The 15,325-nt window shown below is 62.2% G+C and carries 13 protein-coding genes; 2 read left to right on the top strand and 11 right to left on the bottom strand.

Annotated elements, in window-relative coordinates; translation table 11 throughout:
- The first annotated feature begins 63 nt into the window (after positions 1 to 63).
- Complete coding sequence (locus ACZ0AI_RS19755) at positions 64 to 1,587, top strand: AhpA/YtjB family protein (RefSeq protein ID WP_463563333.1); 1,524 nt, start codon at positions 64 to 66, stop codon at positions 1,585 to 1,587.
- 263 nt (positions 1,588 to 1,850) lie between these two features.
- Here ACZ0AI_RS19755 and ACZ0AI_RS19750 read toward each other — a convergent pair whose 3' ends face one another.
- The 10 genes from ACZ0AI_RS19750 to ACZ0AI_RS19705 all read right to left on the bottom strand — a co-directional run bounded on the left by ACZ0AI_RS19750 (position 1,851) and on the right by ACZ0AI_RS19705 (position 12,295).
- Entirely contained in the window at positions 1,851 to 2,066 is a 216-nt protein-coding gene (locus tag ACZ0AI_RS19750; protein ID WP_463563332.1) for a TOBE domain-containing protein, read from the bottom strand.
- 51 nt (positions 2,067 to 2,117) lie between these two features.
- Complete coding sequence (gene ssuB / locus ACZ0AI_RS19745; protein WP_463563331.1) at positions 2,118 to 2,918, bottom strand: aliphatic sulfonates ABC transporter ATP-binding protein; 801 nt, start codon at positions 2,916 to 2,918, stop codon at positions 2,118 to 2,120.
- Positions 2,915 to 3,709: an aliphatic sulfonate ABC transporter permease SsuC gene (gene ssuC, locus ACZ0AI_RS19740; protein ID WP_225835989.1), complete on the bottom strand. Its 795-nt coding sequence runs from the start codon at positions 3,707 to 3,709 to the stop codon at positions 2,915 to 2,917. Before ssuC ends, ssuB begins: the two co-directional genes overlap by 4 nt.
- A 54-nt stretch (positions 3,710 to 3,763) precedes the next feature.
- A complete protein-coding gene (gene ssuD, locus ACZ0AI_RS19735; RefSeq protein ID WP_042554443.1) occupies positions 3,764 to 4,912 on the bottom strand; it encodes an FMNH2-dependent alkanesulfonate monooxygenase in 1,149 nt (382 codons plus the stop codon).
- A gap of 58 nt (positions 4,913 to 4,970) precedes the next feature.
- Positions 4,971 to 5,960, bottom strand: a complete 990-nt coding sequence (locus ACZ0AI_RS19730) for a sulfonate ABC transporter substrate-binding protein (protein ID WP_463563330.1) — start codon at positions 5,958 to 5,960, stop codon at positions 4,971 to 4,973.
- Positions 5,961 to 6,069: 109 nt separating this feature from the next.
- A complete protein-coding gene (ssuE, locus tag ACZ0AI_RS19725) occupies positions 6,070 to 6,657 on the bottom strand; it encodes an NADPH-dependent FMN reductase (protein ID WP_225835995.1) in 588 nt (195 codons plus the stop codon).
- A 9-nt stretch (positions 6,658 to 6,666) separates the two neighbouring features.
- A complete protein-coding gene (locus tag ACZ0AI_RS19720; RefSeq protein WP_131178117.1) occupies positions 6,667 to 7,305 on the bottom strand; it encodes a peroxiredoxin in 639 nt (212 codons plus the stop codon).
- A 161-nt stretch (positions 7,306 to 7,466) separates the two neighbouring features.
- Entirely contained in the window at positions 7,467 to 8,018 is a 552-nt protein-coding gene (locus ACZ0AI_RS19715) for a sugar O-acetyltransferase (RefSeq protein WP_463563329.1), read from the bottom strand.
- 311 nt (positions 8,019 to 8,329) lie between these two features.
- Positions 8,330 to 9,676: an OprD family porin gene (locus ACZ0AI_RS19710; RefSeq protein ID WP_463563328.1), complete on the bottom strand. Its 1,347-nt coding sequence runs from the start codon at positions 9,674 to 9,676 to the stop codon at positions 8,330 to 8,332.
- 261 nt (positions 9,677 to 9,937) lie between these two features.
- On the bottom strand, positions 9,938 to 12,295 hold the full coding sequence (locus ACZ0AI_RS19705; RefSeq protein WP_463563327.1) for a DNA polymerase II: 2,358 nt from the start codon (positions 12,293 to 12,295) through the stop codon (positions 9,938 to 9,940).
- A 117-nt stretch (positions 12,296 to 12,412) separates the two neighbouring features.
- On the opposite strand from ACZ0AI_RS19705, the gene ACZ0AI_RS19700 reads away from it, so the two are divergent.
- The gene (locus tag ACZ0AI_RS19700) at positions 12,413 to 13,045 is read left to right on the top strand and encodes a class I SAM-dependent methyltransferase (RefSeq protein ID WP_463563326.1); all 633 of its coding nucleotides are present in this window, start codon (positions 12,413 to 12,415) and stop codon (positions 13,043 to 13,045) included.
- 305 nt (positions 13,046 to 13,350) lie between these two features.
- Here the strand turns inward: ACZ0AI_RS19700 and ACZ0AI_RS19695 are convergent, their stop codons facing one another.
- Complete coding sequence (locus ACZ0AI_RS19695) at positions 13,351 to 15,225, bottom strand: potassium transporter Kup (RefSeq protein WP_463563325.1); 1,875 nt, start codon at positions 15,223 to 15,225, stop codon at positions 13,351 to 13,353.
- Positions 15,226 to 15,325: the final 100 nt, after the last annotated feature.

Here is a 15,325-nt window from a genome sequence, read left to right as displayed (position 1 = left end):
CTTTGCCCTGTGCGGGTCGCTCGTTATACTGCGCGCCACTCCAGTCAACGAGAGCCGAGCTCTGTGAACCGGCCCGCCCCCGTAAAACCCGACAACTTCTTCCTTCTGCTTTTCCGTGCACTGCGCCAACGTCGCGTGCCGCTGGCATTGCGCATCGTCAGTCACAGCTTGCTGCTGGTGGCCATGGCGCTGGTGATCTATGCCTGGGTGATCGGCATGCAGTTCAAGCAGGCCATGCAGCAGCAGGCCGAAGCACTGGGCAGCAGCCTGATCACGCAGACGGCGGCCTCGGCGACCGAGCTGCTGGTGTCCAACGACATCCTCAGCCTCAACGTGCTGCTCAACAACCTGGTGAAGAATCCGTTGGTGGCCCATGCGGCCATCTACAGCGTCGACAACCGCATTCTCGCGGAGGCCGGCACACGCCCAAGCAAGAGCATGCTCGGCGAAACCGAGGGTTTGTACTCAACACCCATCACCTTTCAGGAGGTGATGGCCGGGCAGCTGCGCATCAGCCTGGACATGCAGCAGTTCGAGCAGCCGATGACCATCAGCCTGCAGAGCATGGGCATTCTCAGCCTGATCCTGCTGGCGCTGACGTTGTCGTTGAGCCTGCGCCTCGGGCGGCAAATCTCCACGCCACTGATGCAGATGCGCGTCTGGCTGCGTGACCCTGATGACTACGCTCCGGGCGCCAATCGCCAGGACGAGATCGGCGACCTGGCGCGCCAGCTGCAAGCTCGCCTGGCGCCTGAAAAACCAGAACCGCAACCGGAGCCAGAACCGGAATTCGACGACCTCGATGATCTGGACGAGCAGTTCAAGCATGACGCGGATGCCGATCACGACGACGAGCCCGAGTTCGAAGTCCGCGATCTGCGTGATACCCGCTTCGACGTCGACGACTACGATCCGCCGAGTCGCCGACGTAGCGATAACATCGACGATGACCCCTTCGCCGATCTCTATGACAGCGACGAAACCCCTGCTCATCTCGCCCCGGCGGCACCTGCTGCGCCACAGAAAAGTGCCGTACTGGCCGTCCAGCTAGGCGCCCAGGAACAACTGCGGCGCTTGCCGCGCACGCGCCTGATGGAGCTGCTGGAAAGCTATCGCAACTGCCTGGACAAAGCCGCGACGCTGTACAAGGCGCAGCTGTACACCCTCAACGATGGCAGCAGCCTGATGCTGTTCCATCATCAGGACAGCGGGGACGACTACCTGACCCACGCCATCTGCTGCGGTGAACTGCTGCGCGCACTGGGCCATGCCTTGCAGATCGAGGTTGCCGACAGTGGCATCACCTTGCACCTGCAACTCGGCCTGACCCTCGGCGAAGACCTGCAGGGCCTCAGTCAAGGCGACCTGCTGCTCAGCGAAACCGCACAGGATGCCCTGGCCCTGTCTCAGCACAGCCGCAACCTGCTGCTGGTCGAACGCCGCGTCGGTGAAGATGCCACGCTGCGCCAGCGCGCCCGCATCCGCGCCATCGCCAGCCCTGAGGGTGCCAGCTGCGTCGAGCGCCTGCTCGATCCGTATCCGGCACTGCTCGAGCGGCAAATGGCCAGGCTGCGCGAAGAGCGCTAGGCACCTGCTCAAATCTGTCACGTGTCACCTGCAGACGCATCATGTTCGACCGCAAGGTGGTGGAAGCGAACGTTCGCGTAACTTGTAGGAGGGGCTTTAGCCACGAGCTTTTTATCAAGGCAAACAAAGAGCTCGCGGCTAAAGCCGCTCCCACAAAAGCAGCAGCGCTCTATGTCCGCTCCCGCCACGAAGCAGCCGCTCGGCATTACGTAGCCCCCATGAAAAGGCCGGCGCAAGGCCGGCCGTTTTCCCACGCGAAGCGATCAGAGCTTGGCGATGGAAACCTCCGTGGACTTAACGAACGCGATCACTTCGCTGCCTACGCGCAGTTCCAGCTCACGCACGGAACGGGTGGTAATCACTGACGTGACGATACCGGAGGCGGTTTGCACGTCGATTTCCGAGAGTACGTCGCCTTCGACGATTTCCTTGATGGTGCCTTTGAACTGGTTGCGGACGTTGATGGCTTTAATGGTCATGGTGAGTCTCCTAGGGTAGCAAGTAGCCCCGAATGGGGCATGAAGTCGGGGTTAGAGCGCCCAGCGCAGTTGCGTCGGGAGCGGTGAAACGGGATCGGGCTGCGGTGGCAGCTCGGGCAGTTGCAGAACGCGGTTGAGTACTTCGGCCTCCAGCGAAGCGAGGCGTGCCGAGCCCTTGTTGCGGGGGCGTGGCAGGTTCACGTCCAGATCCAGACCAACCTGGCCGTCTTCGATCAGAATGACCCGGTCAGCGGTCGCGACGGCTTCGCTGACGTCGTGGGTAACCAGCAGTACGGTAAAACCGTGCTTCTGCCAGAGGCCCTCGATCAATTGCTGCATTTCGATACGGGTCAGGGCATCCAGTGCGCCCAGCGGCTCATCGAGCAGCAACAGGCGCGGTTCATGAATCAGAGCGCGGGCCAGGGCCACGCGCTGCTTCTGGCCACCGGACAGTGCCGCCGGCCACTCGTTGGCGCGCTCGCCCAGACCAACCGCTTCCAGCACCTGCTGGGCCTTGGGCCGCCAGTCACCGCTAAGGCCGAGGCCGACGTTGTCGATCACGCGCTTCCAGGGCAGCAGACGCGCCTCCTGAAACATCAGGCGGGTGTCGTCACGAGTCGCCGCCAATGTGCCGTTACCGGCCAGCAGCTCACCGCCAGTAGGCTGGTCGAGGCCGGCTAGCAGACGCAGCAGGGTGCTCTTGCCGCAACCACTACGCCCGACCACAGCAACGAACTGGCCCGAAGGAATGCGCAGATCGATGTCTTTGAGTACCTGGCGCTCGCCAAAGGACTTCTGAATACCGCGAATGGTCAGCGGCGTGCCTCGATTGAGGCTATGCAAAGCGGTCATTTGGCACCTGCCTTGGTTTGATAGGCCGGATGCCAGCGCAGCCAGGCACGTTCCAGCCCACGGGCCGCCAGGTCGGCCAGCTTACCGAGCACGGCGTACAGCAGGATCGCCAGCACCACCACGTCGGTCTGCAGGAATTCACGGGCGTTCATCGCCAGATAACCAATGCCGCTGCTGGCGGAAATAGTTTCGGCAACGATCAGGGTCAGCCACATCAGGCCGAGGGCGAAACGCACGCCGACCAGAATCGACGGCAGCGCGCCGGGCAGGATCACCTGACGGAACAGTGCGAAACCGGACAAACCATAGCTGCGTGCCATTTCCACCAGCGCCGGGTCGACGTTGCGGATGCCGTGGTAGGTGTTCAGGTAAATCGGGAACAGCGTGCCAAGGGCGACCAGAAAAATCTTCGCGCTCTCATCGATGCCGAACCACAGGATCACCAGCGGGATCAGCGCCAGGTGCGGCACGTTACGGATCATCTGTACCGAGCTATCGATCAGGCGCTCGCCCCATTTCGACAGGCCGGTGATGAAACCCAGCGCCAGGCCGATGCCGCCGCCAATGGCGAAACCAACCCCTGCACGCCAGCCGCTGATCGCCAGGTGAGTCCAGATCTCGCCACTGGAAAGCAGCTGCCAGCCCGCCTCGAACACCGCGCTGGGCGCCGGCAGAATGCGCGTGGACAGCAGCCCCAGGGCCACTGAGCCTTGCCAGGCGACCAGCAGCGCCACGGGTAGGGCCCAGGGCGCCAGGCGCAAGGCCAGGTTATGGAAAGACGTGTTGCTCATTTCATACCTCAACAATCATCACGAAATAGCCGGGCATCCAGGCCCGACAGTGTTTCAACTGGCCGACGCCGCCTTGGGCAGGATGTCGTTGGCGACCATTTCACCGAACGGGCTGACATAGTTCGCGCCTTCAGGTAGCGCAGGGCGGTTCACATCCAGGTGTGGGAACAGCAGCTCGGCGACCCGATAGGATTCTTCGAGGTGTGGATAACCGGAGAAGATGAAGGTATCGATGCCCAGTGCGGCGTACTCCTTGACCCGCTCGGCGACCGTCGGGCCATCGCCGACCAGCGCCGTACCGGCACCACCGCGCACCAGGCCGACGCCGGCCCAGAGGTTGGGCGACACTTCCAGGTTGTCTTTGCTGCCGCCGTGCAGAGCGGCCATGCGTTGTTGACCGACCGAGTCGAAGCGCGCCAGGGAAGCCTGGGCGCGGGCGATGGTGTCATCGTCGACATGGGCGATCAGCTTGTCAGCGGCCTTCCAGGCCTCTTCGTTGGTTTCCCGGACGATCACGTGCAGGCGAATGCCGAAGCGCACTTCGCGGCCCTGGGCCGCGGCCTTCTCACGCACCGCAGCGATCTTCTCGGCCACCGCGGACGGTGGCTCACCCCAGGTCAGGTACAGCTCGACCTGCTCGGCGGCGAGATCCTGCGCAGCTTCGGACGAGCCACCGAAGTACAGCGGCGGACGCGGTTGCTGAACCGGCGGGTAAAGCAGCTTGGCGCCCTTTACCTGGATATGTTTGCCGTCGTAATCGACCACTTCGCCTTCCAGCACACGGCGCCAGATGCGGGTGAACTCGACGGACGCTTCGTAACGTTCGGCGTGGGACAGGTTCAGACCATCGCCTGCCAGTTCGTCCGGATCACCGCCGGTGACCAGGTTGAACAGCGCGCGGCCGCCGGACAGACGATCCAGCGTCGCGGCCTGGCGCGCGGCCACGGTCGGAGAAATGATGCCCGGACGCAGGGCAACGAGGAATTTCAGGCGCTGGGTCACCGGGATCAGCGACGCGGCGACCAGCCAGGAATCCTCGCAGGAACGGCCGGTGGGAATCAGTACGCCGCCGAAACCGAGGCGGTCGGCAGCCTGGGCGATTTGCTGCAGATAACCGTGGTCAACGGCACGGGCCCCTTGCGAGGTACCGAGATAATGGCCGTCACCGTGGGTCGGCAGAAACCAGAAAATGTTCAGACTCATGGAGTGGTCTCCTTGGGATTGGGTCGCTGCGTGGCCAGTGACCACGCAGCTGAATGCCTTATTGCTGGGCTTTCTGAGCGGCCGTGAGAGGCGCTGGAGGTCCATCTGGCCGAGTCCAGATCACGTCCTTGATGCTCAATTTCTTGGGGATCAGCTTCAGCTCGGTGAAGGTGTCGGCGATCTTCTGCTGCGCCGCGACCACTTCCGGGGTCAACGCTGCAGCGCCGTAGCCCTGACGTTTCACGGCGATGGAGGTGATGTCGCGTGGCAAGCCGAGCAGCGGCGCGACCTGATCGGTAACCTTTTCCGGATCGGCCTTGGAGTCTTCGCCCACGGCGCGGACTTCTTCGATCAGCACCTGGAGGATTTCCGGGTTCTTCTCGGCGTAAGGCTTGGTGGCGAGGTAGAACTGGTGGTTGTCGACCAGGCCTTCACCGTCACGCAGGGTGCGGGCTTGCAGCTGCTGTTCGGCGGCTGCCTGGAAGGGATCCCAGATGACCCAGGCGTCGACGCTGCCGCGTTCGAACGCAGCGCGGGCATCGGCCGGCGGCAGGTAAACGGGCTGGATATCGCTGTACTTCAGGCCCGCGTCTTCCAGGGCACGCACCAGCAGGTAATGCACGTTGGAGCCCTTGTTCAGCGCGACCTTCTTGCCCTTCAGTTCGGCCACCGACTTGAGCGGTGAATCCTTGGGTACCAGAATCGCTTCGCTGTGCGGCGCTGGCGGCTCGTAAGCGACGTAGAGCAGATCGGCACCGGCCGCCTGGGCGAAGACGGGCGGCGTTTCACCGGTCACGCCGAAATCGACGGAGCCTACGTTGAGCCCTTCGAGCAATTGTGGGCCGCCGGGGAACTCTGTCCATTTGACGTCCACGCCCTTGTCGGCCAGACGCTTCTCCAGCGTCCCCTTGGCCTTGAGCAGCACCAGGGTGCCGTATTTCTGATAGCCGATACGCAGTGTCTCGGCTTGAGCTTGGGTAATGGCGCCGAAGGAAATGGCCGCAGCAAACAAGGCGACCAGACTCCGACGCAAAGTGATAGTGCGCATGACGCTCTCCTCTGCATTGAGTGTTTGGCCACCTGCCGCCTCGTTGTCGGGCTAGTAAGGTGGTTGATGGGTGAACGTTCACCCATGGAAATGTGTGTGAATCCTTGGTTCAGGCGCTCCAGCGCCCACTGATCAGACGCTCGTTCAACAGGCCCGGCTCTATGGGTTGTGGCCGGCGGTTGAGTGCCTGAATCAGGTGTTGCAAGGCGTCATCCAGACGCTGTTCCAAAATTGGCACCAGATCGCCACCGGTGTCGGTGTAGGCAATCTGGCTGTCATCGGCGAAAACACCGTGCAGCACTTCCTGCGCTTTTAGCGCCGACAGCACCGGCTTCAGGGCGTAATCCACTGCCAGCATGTGAGCGCTGCTACCGCCCGTGGCGATTGGCAGCACCACCTTGTGATGCAGCGCGCGCTCGGGCAGCACGTCGAGCAGGGTTTTCAATGCCCCGGAAAACGAGGCCTTGTACACCGGCGTCGCCACGATCAGTCCATCAGCAGCGGCCACGTGGGCCTGCAAACCCTGAATCCGCGGGCTGTCGAAACGAGCGAAGAGCAGATCCTCGGCCTCGAAGTCGCGCACCTGGTAACTCACTACCTCAACGCCATGGGACTGCAGCCACTGTCGCGCCTTGTCGAGCAGCACGTTGGAGCGCGACTTCTGGCTTGGGCTGCCGCCCAGCAAAACCACCAACATGGGACGTCCTTATTTATTCGGCTGTGGGGTGAGACGCAGGTAGGGCTTCACGGCGCGATAGCCTTTGGGGAAGCGCTGCTTGATTTCGTCTTCGTCTTTCAGCGACGGCACGATCACCACATCGTCACCATCCTGCCAGTTGGCTGGAGTGGCCACCTTGTGGCTGTCGGTGAGTTGCAGCGAGTCGACCACACGGAGGATTTCGTTGAAGTTGCGCCCAGTGCTCGCCGGGTAGGTGATGGTCAGGCGAACCTTCTTGTTCGGGTCGATGACGAACAGCGAACGCACGGTCAGGGTGTCGTTGGCATTCGGGTGAATGAGGTCGTAGAGCTCGGAAACCTTGCGGTCGGCATCGGCCAGGATCGGGAAGTTGACCGCGGTGTTCTGGGTCTCGTTGATGTCGTCGATCCACTTCACGTGGGAGTCCACCGGGTCCACGGACAGGGCGATGGCCTTGAGGTTGCGCTTGGCGAATTCGTCTTTCAGCTTGGCGGTGAAGCCCAGCTCGGTGGTGCACACCGGCGTGAAGTCCGCCGGGTGGGAAAACAAGATGCCCCACTGGCTACCCAGCCACTCGTGGAAGCGGATACGGCCTTCGCTGGAGTCCTGTTCGAAGTCAGGGGCGATGTCGCCAAGGCGGATGCTCATGCTGTGTGCTCCTCAAGTGAGTCGTTGCGTGGCGCTCACTATGCTCAGGAACACAGAATATTAAAAAGAATAAATAATGATTTATTTATAACCAAATTGACTATATCGATAAAGATCGTGCCGACACCCCGTCAAGGGCGGGCCCGTCCAGCGAGATGGCCTTATTCGAGAACCCGCGCCGGATTACCCACGACCTTCGCTCCGGCAGGTACATCGCGAGTCACCACACTGCCAGCGCCGATCAGTGCGTCGTCGCCGACGGTCACTCCCGGAAGGATCAGCGCCCCAGCGCCAATCCAGACGTTGCGACCAATGCTCACAGGCCGGCCGAACTCCAGACCGGACTCGCGCTCGGCGGGAGCACGCGGATGATCCGCGGTGAGTATCTGCACGCCGGGGCCGATCTGGGTCTTGTCGCCGATGCTCACGGCCACCACGTCGAGGATCACGCAGTTGAAGTTGATGAACACCTCATCGCCCAGCGTGAGATTGAAACCGTAATCGCAGTGAAACGGCGAACGCACCACCACGCCCCTGCCGATACTCGCCAGGCGTTCGCCCAGCACCTGGGTACGCTCGGCAGGTGACAGGCCAAGGTTGCCGTTGTAGCGCGCCAGCCAGGCAATAGTCGCGGCGCTTTCGGCCTGCAGTTCGGGATCGCTGGCCAGATAGAGCTCACCGATGAGCATTTTGTGTTTTTCACTGAGTGCCATGGTGCGTTGCTCCGTCACGAATGTTCAGTAAAGAACGCCCGAGCACGCATGGGTTCCGGTGATCGGACAAGGCGGTCTTTGCAAATCAATTCATGGCACAGCAACAGCAGAGAGTTCCAGCGATGGAGCGAGATAAAACGCAGGCAAAAAAAACCGGGCACATGCCCGGCAAGATTCCACCACGAGGAATGGAGTATCGCGATACAGGCGGCGAACCGCCGTCGCGCTGAGCACCTGCAACCAGAGATGGATGCAGGCAGGCTCGAATAAAAAGGGTGAGGGAAGCGGCGCTTCGCCCCACCCGAAAAGTATTAAAGCAGTGGCAGGCTATAGCTGACGATCAGGCGGTTTTCATCGGCGTCGGTGGCGTTGTTGCCGCGCAGCGACGCATTACGCCAGGAGAAACCCAAACCTTTGAGCGAACCCTGCTGAACGGCGTAATCCAGACGGAAGTCGCGCTCCCACTCTTTGCGGTCGCCGTCGGCTGCATCGATGTTGTCACCCTTCAGGTAAGTGACGACAGCTTTCAGGCCCGGCACGCCAACGGTACCGAAGTCATAGCCGTACTCGGCCAGCCAGGTGCGCTCGCCAGCACTGGCGAACTTGCCGATCTGACGGTCGGTGATCAGGTAGGAGCTGGAGCCGTCACCCTGGTTGAGGAACGGGAAGGCGCTGTCGCCGGAAACCTGCTGGTAACCCGCACTCAGGGCATGGCCGCTCAGGCTGTAGGTGAACAGGGCGCTCCAGGTCTGGTTGTCGACTTCACCGTTCTTGGTGTCGCCTGCTGCCCAGTAGCCGCTGCTGCGGTAGCCTTCGTTACGACCGGCCAGGTTGCCGTTCTTGCCATCGGAGCCACTGTTGAAATAACGCAGATCGGTTTTCAGGTTACCGGCCGGCAGAGCCAGGTTATGTACCAGGCCGAGGAAGTGCTGCTTGTAGAAGTCTTCCAGGTTACCGTAGTAGTACTGGGCGGTCAGATCCTTGGTGATCTTGTAGTCACCACCGGCGAAGTAGAACTTGTTGGTGTCGGCAATCGGGGTACCAACGGGGGTACCTGTCGGGCGAGCCGCGCCACCAATGCGCAAACCTACGTCATCGGTAGAGGAACGGGTTTTGGTGTGTTCCAGCTGACCGGCAGTCAGGGTCAAGCCGTCGATCTCGTTGGAGATGACCTGGCCACCGTTGAACAGTTGCGGCAGCAGACGACCGTCGTTGAAGGTCACCACCGGCAGTTTGGGCTGCAGCGTGCCTACGCGCAGTTCGGTTTTCGAGAGGCGGAACTTGGCGGTGGCGCCAGCCTTGCTGTAATCGTTGGCTGCGCTGCCGTCGCTTTCCAGCGGAAACAGGGCACCTGGGGTGCGATCACGACCAGCTTTGGTGTTCTTGCCACCCGAATCCAGACGCAGGCCATACAGGCCGATCACGTCGACGCCAACGCCAACGGTACCCTGAGTAAAGCCAGACTGGTAATTGAAGATAAAGCCCTGCCCCCACTCATTCGCTTCGCCAGTGTTGTCAGCGGTGTTCTTGGTATTCAGGTCGTAATAGAAATTGCGCAGATCGAGCTTGGCGGTGCTGTCTTCGATAAAGCCGGCAGCGCTAGCCTGTTGCGCCAGGGTGGCGACGGTGACAGCCAGGGCCAGGGTGGATTTTTTCATGGGTGATGCTCCAGGGGCATGGGTCGTAAGCTGGCTCAGGCCAGACTCGTAGGCGCTAATGATTGGCGGAAGCAAGGCTAAGCCAAGGCGGATAAAACAAAAAAGAATCAATAATTACTAATAAATTACTTTTTCGAATATACGGCCTAGCCCAGCGCGGCTTTATATCGGCGGCGCGCTCTTACGACGCTTGGCTCTAACGCAGGTCACGTGACGAAAGAAGAATGTTTTCAAGAAGTGTCAGAGGATTGAGCGTACGTCTCAGAACAGCTCCAGCTGGCCACCGATCAGCGCGGTGAAATCGTCATCCACGAACGGCAGAATGGCATCGGCCACCGGCTGCAACTGCCGGGTCAGGTAGTGGCCATAATCGATAGGCGCGCGGCGTAGTTCGAGGGGCTCCGGCCCGGCCACGCTCATCACGTAACTGATCCAGCCGCCGCTCTGGTACTGCCGTGGGCGCCCCTGCTCGTCGTTGTAGGCATCGGCCAGGCGTGCAGCTCGCACATGCGGTGGCACGTTGCGCTGGTAGTCGTCGAGGCGCCGGCGCAGACGCTTGCGGTACACCAGTCGCTCATCGAACTCGCCATCCAGGGTGCTCTGCACATAGCTGCGCACGTAATCCTGATAGGGCTGACGCTTGAAGATGCGCAGATACAGCTCCTGTTGGAACTGCCGGGCCAGCGGCGACCAGTCACTGCGCACCGTTTCCAGCCCCTTGAAGACCATCTCCTCACTACCATCGGCCTGGCGGATCAGCCCGGCGTAGCGCTTCTTGCTGCCCTCTTCCATACCGCGAATGGTCGGCATGAGAAAACGGCTGAAGTGGGTTTCGAACTGCAGCTCCAGAGCACTCTGCAAGCCGAACTCGGTTTGCAGGTGCTCGCGCCACCAGGCGTTGACCCGCTGCACCAGGCCACGACCGATGCGCTCGGCGTCTTCCTCGACATGGGCGCTGCGCAACCAGACGAAGGTGGAGTCGGTGTCGCCGTAGATCACCGCATGCCCTTCAGCCTCGATCAGCTCGCGCGTACGGCGCATCACTTCATGGCCGCGCAGGGTGATGGACGAGGCCAGGCGCGTATCGAAGAAACGGCAGCCGCTGGAACCGAGCACACCGTAGAAGGCGTTCATGATGATCTTCAGCGCCTGGGACAGCGGCGCGTTGCCGGCACGCTTGGCCGCCTCGCGGCCCTGCCACACCCGCTCGACGATGGCCGGCAAGCAATGGGTGGTTCGCGAAAAGCGCGCGCCCCGGAAACCCGGCACCGAATGTTCATCCTCGGGTTGGCGCAGGCCTTCGACCAACCCCACCGGGTCGATCAGAAAGGTGCGGATCAGCGACGGATACAGGCTCTTGTAATCGAGCACCAGCACCGACTCGTAAAGCCCCGGCCGCGAGTCCATGACGAAGCCGCCGGGGCTGGCCTCGGGCGGGCGCTCGCCCTGGTTGGGCGCGACGAAGCCCTGGCGGTGCATCAGCGGCATGTACAGGTGGCTGAACGCGGCCACCGAACCGCCGCTGCGATCCACCGGCAAGCCGGTGACCGTAGCCCGCTCGAGCAGGAAGGTGAGCAGCTCGGTCTTGGCGAAGATGCGCGTCACCAGCTCGCAGTCCTTGAGGTTGTAGCGGGCCAGGGCCGGCTTGTCCTCGGCGAACATGCGGTTGATTTCGTCCATGCGCTGGTAGGGGTTGTCGATCGCCTTGCCCTCGCCGAGCAGCTGCTGGGCGACGCTTTCCAGGCTGAAGGACTGGAAGCTCCAGGTGGCCGAGCGCAGCGCTTCGATGCCATCGATGATCAGACGCCCCGGCGCACTGGCGAAGAAGTGCTGCTTGGAGCCATGCTCGCGCCAGCTCAGCAGCTCGCCGCCACGGCCGAGGCGCAGTGGCACCTGCAGGCGCTGAGCATGCTCGTGCAGCACGCGCAGGTCGAACTGCACCACGTTCCAGCCGATGATGGCGTCCGGATCATGGCGCTCCAGCCAACCGTTGAGGGCCTCCAGCAACTCGGCGCGACTATCCAGATACGCGAGATCGAAGTCGACGTCGGCGTCACCATTCGGTGGCCCGAGCATATACACCTGGCGCTGGCCGCAGCCCTCCAGTGCGATGGAGTACAGCTCACCGCGCTCGGTGGTTTCGATATCCAGGGAAACCAGCTTGAGCTGCGGGCGATAGTCCGGCGCCGGCTTCAACTGCGCATCGATCAGCACACCCTCCTGCGTCGGCGTGCCGCCGAACAGCACAGGCGCGGTAATGAAGCGCTCCATCAGGTAACGCTCGGGCGGGCGAATATCGGCCTCGTAGACATCCACACCGTTCTGGCGCAGGGTCTGCTCGAATTGAACCAACGGGCGCTGTTGCCGGCAATACAGACCCAGCACCGGCCGCTGGTGGAAGTCGCGCAGTTGCAGTGGGCGCAGCTCGATATCCACCCCCTTGCCCAGCAAGGTCTCGGCACGCGCACGCTGCTCCACAGGAATGAAAGCCACCGACGTTTGCGGCGGCAGGCGGACGAGACGCGGGCCGCTGTCGGTCGACAGCCAGAATTCCACCTGGGTACCAGCCGGCGTGTCGCGCCAGTGCCGGGTCAGGACGAAGCCCTGCTGTAGATCCACCCTGCCACCTCGAATGCTGTTCAGGGTGCGATGTTATCGCGCATCGTCGCGGCCCGCCCGCGCAAAGCCTGCATGATGCGGTTAAATAGACATCCACGTTTTTCTGCTGAGGCTGTCATGCCCCTCGACCCCGATCAGTTGCAACAGATCACCAGCCGCACCCTGGCTCATTACCAGGCCAGCGCCGAAGGCTTCCGCGAGGGCACCCGCGACCATGACGTCAGCCAGAACATCGAAGCGTTGCTGCGCCACATCCACACGGCCGCGCCCCTGAGCATTCTCGACTTCGGCTGTGGCCCTGGCCGTGACCTGCGCACCTTCGCTACCCTCGGCCATCGCCCAGTCGGCATCGATGGCTGCCCGGAGTTCGTCGCCATGGCCCGCGCTGATAGCGGCTGTGAGGTCTGGCAGCAGGATTTTCTTGCCCTGGAGCTACCGGCCGAACGCTTCGACGGCATCTTCGCCAACGCCGTGCTGTTTCATATCCCCAGCCAGGAGCTGCCTCGGGTGCTCAGGGAACTTCGTGCCAGCCTGAAGCCGGGCGGCGTGCTGTTCAGCTCCAACCCAAGAGGCGACAACCAGGAAGGCTGGAGCGGCGAACGCTACGGCGCCTGGCATGACCTGGAAAGCTGGCGCCAGTTGCTCAACGCCGCCGGCTTCGACGAACTGGAACACTACTACCGCCCGACTGGCCTGCCACGCGAGCAGCAACCCTGGCTGGCCAGCGTGTGGCGTCGCTGCGATGCCTGACTCGGTGACTGCTATAAGGCGGAAGCGGCCGGTGGATGCAGAGCTTTCTTTTTGTAGGAAGGGCTTTAGCCGCGAGCTCTATTGAAGAGCAAAGAGCTCGCGGCTAAAGCGGATCGCCGCCCGGCCCCTCCCACGAGATTGATGATGGCTCCCACGCTCCAGCGTGGGAGCCCAATCCAGGGCGCTCTGCGCCCGCCAGGCCTCGACATCGGACGCAGAGCGTCCCTGCAGGCATTCCCACGCGGAGCGTGAGGAACGATCAGATCGAACCACGCAGCAGATGACCGCTTTCGTCTTTCCACAGTCTAAATCTCCACCTGCGTGCCCAACTCGATCACTCGGTTCACCGGCAGACGGAAGAAGCTCAGGGAGCTGCCGGCGTTCTTCTGCAGCACGGCGAACAACCGCTCACGCCACATCGCCATGCCGATGCGTTCGGACGGAATCACCGTCTCTCGGCTGAGGAAATAGGTAGTCTGCATCGGTGGGCAATCCAGCCCCTTCTCGCTCAGTTGCGCCAGCGCCTGCGGAATGTCTGGCACCTCGAGAAAGCCAAAACGCAGACGCACACGGTAGAAGCCCTGGTCATAGGCATCCAGCTCGAAGCGCTCGGCCAACGGCACCCGCGGGCGATCCTCGTATAGCACGGTGAGCAGCATGACCCGCTCGTGCAGCACCTGGTTGTGCAGCAGGTTATGCAACAGCGCGTGGGGCACCACATCCACCCGGCTGGTCAGGAACACCGCAGTGCCAGAAACCCGATGGGGCGGCTGCAGGGCAATGCTGGCGATGAAGTCGCGCAGCACCAGCGCATGTTCGTCGAGGCGTTCGAGCACCAGTTGGCGGCCACGCTTCCAGGTGGTCATCAGGCCGAACAAGAGGATGCCGACGATCATCGGCACCGCGCCGCCGCCCATGATTTTCGGCACGTTGGCGGCGAAGAACACCACGTCGACCAGCAGAAACACCGCCAACAGTGGGATCGCCAATACCTTCGGCCAGCGCCACAGCAGCAGGATCACCGCCGACACCAGCAGTGTGGTGCACAGCATGGTGCCGGTCACGGCCACGCCATAGGCCTCCGCCAGGCCACTGGACGACTGGAAGCCCACCACCAGCAACACCACGCCGACCAGCAACAGGCTATTGATCAGCGGAATGTAGATCTGCCCCTGTTCGGCGCTGGAGGTGTGCAGGATCTGCATACGCGGCACATAGCCGAGCTGAATCGCCTGGCGAGTGATCGAGAAGGCACCGGTGATCACCGCCTGGGAGGCAATGATAGTGGCCAGTGTCGACAGGCTGATCAACGGGATCAGCGCCCAGGATGGCGCCAACAGATAGAACGGATTGCGCACAGCCTCCGGGTCACTGAGCAACACCGCGCCCTGACCCAGGTAGTTGAGCATCAACCCGGGAAAGGCCAGGAACAGCCAGGCGTGCACGATAGGCCGGCGGCCAAAGTGGCCAAGATCCGCGTACAGCGCTTCAGCCCCGGTGATGGTCAGCACCACGGCGCCCATCACCGTTAACCCGAGCAGCGGATTGGTAATGAAGAACTGCAGCGCCCAGTACGGGTTCAGCGCCAGCAGCACTTCCGGCCTCTGCACGATGCCGTGCACGCCCAGTGCACCGAGCACCACGAACCAGATCACCATCACCGGGCCGAACAGATAACCGATGCGCGCCGTACCATGGCGTTGCAACAGAAACAGCGGCACCAGGATCAGTAGCGCCACCGGCACCACCCAATGATCGATGCCATCGACCACCAGGCCGACCCCCTCCACGGCGGAAACCACCGATACGGCAGGGGTGAGCATGCTGTCGCCGTAGAACAGCGCAGCGCCGAACAGGCCGAGCATGATCAGCGCCGTACGCAGCCGCGGATGATTGACGGCTGCGCGTTGAGCCAACGCGGTGAGCGCCATGATGCCGCCCTCGCCGCCGTTGTCGGCGCGCAGGATGAACATCACGTACTTGACCGTGACCACCAGGGTCAGCGACCAGAAGATCAGCGACAGAATGCCCAGCACGCTGGCCTGGGACAAATCGACGCCGTAATGCGGCGAGAAAATTTCCTTGAGGGCATACAGCGGGCTAGTGCCAATATCGCCATACACGATGCCGGCGGCGCCAATCAGTAGCGCAACAGATGAAGTACGGGTAGTGGTGCTCACGTTACGAGATATCCCTGAAGTGACGATGCCTCAGGTATACGCCGAGTTCGCCAGCTCATCAGCCTTGCGCCGCTGACTTTTACGCCATCTTTACGCGACG

The organism is Pseudomonas sp. AC355 (assembly GCF_979258205.1).
This window is presented reverse-complemented; position numbering and strand designations above follow the sequence as displayed.

Bases quoted from the DNA above. Each gene is read 5' to 3' on its own strand.
- ACZ0AI_RS19750 (WP_463563332.1), bottom strand. From the start codon at position 2,066: ATGACCATTAAAGCCATCAACGTCCGCAACCAGTTCAAAGGCACCATC.
- ssuB (WP_463563331.1), bottom strand. From the start codon at position 2,918: ATGACCGCTTTGCATAGCCTCAATCGAGGCACGCCGCTGACCATTCGC.
- ssuC (WP_225835989.1), bottom strand. From the start codon at position 3,709: ATGAGCAACACGTCTTTCCATAACCTGGCCTTGCGCCTGGCGCCCTGG.
- ssuD (WP_042554443.1), bottom strand. From the start codon at position 4,912: ATGAGTCTGAACATTTTCTGGTTTCTGCCGACCCACGGTGACGGCCAT.
- ACZ0AI_RS19730 (WP_463563330.1), bottom strand. From the start codon at position 5,960: ATGCGCACTATCACTTTGCGTCGGAGTCTGGTCGCCTTGTTTGCTGCG.
- ssuE (WP_225835995.1), bottom strand. From the start codon at position 6,657: ATGTTGGTGGTTTTGCTGGGCGGCAGCCCAAGCCAGAAGTCGCGCTCC.
- ACZ0AI_RS19720 (WP_131178117.1), bottom strand. From the start codon at position 7,305: ATGAGCATCCGCCTTGGCGACATCGCCCCTGACTTCGAACAGGACTCC.
- ACZ0AI_RS19715 (WP_463563329.1), bottom strand. From the start codon at position 8,018: ATGGCACTCAGTGAAAAACACAAAATGCTCATCGGTGAGCTCTATCTG.
- ACZ0AI_RS19710 (WP_463563328.1), bottom strand. From the start codon at position 9,676: ATGAAAAAATCCACCCTGGCCCTGGCTGTCACCGTCGCCACCCTGGCG.
- ACZ0AI_RS19700 (WP_463563326.1), top strand. From the start codon at position 12,413: ATGCCCCTCGACCCCGATCAGTTGCAACAGATCACCAGCCGCACCCTG.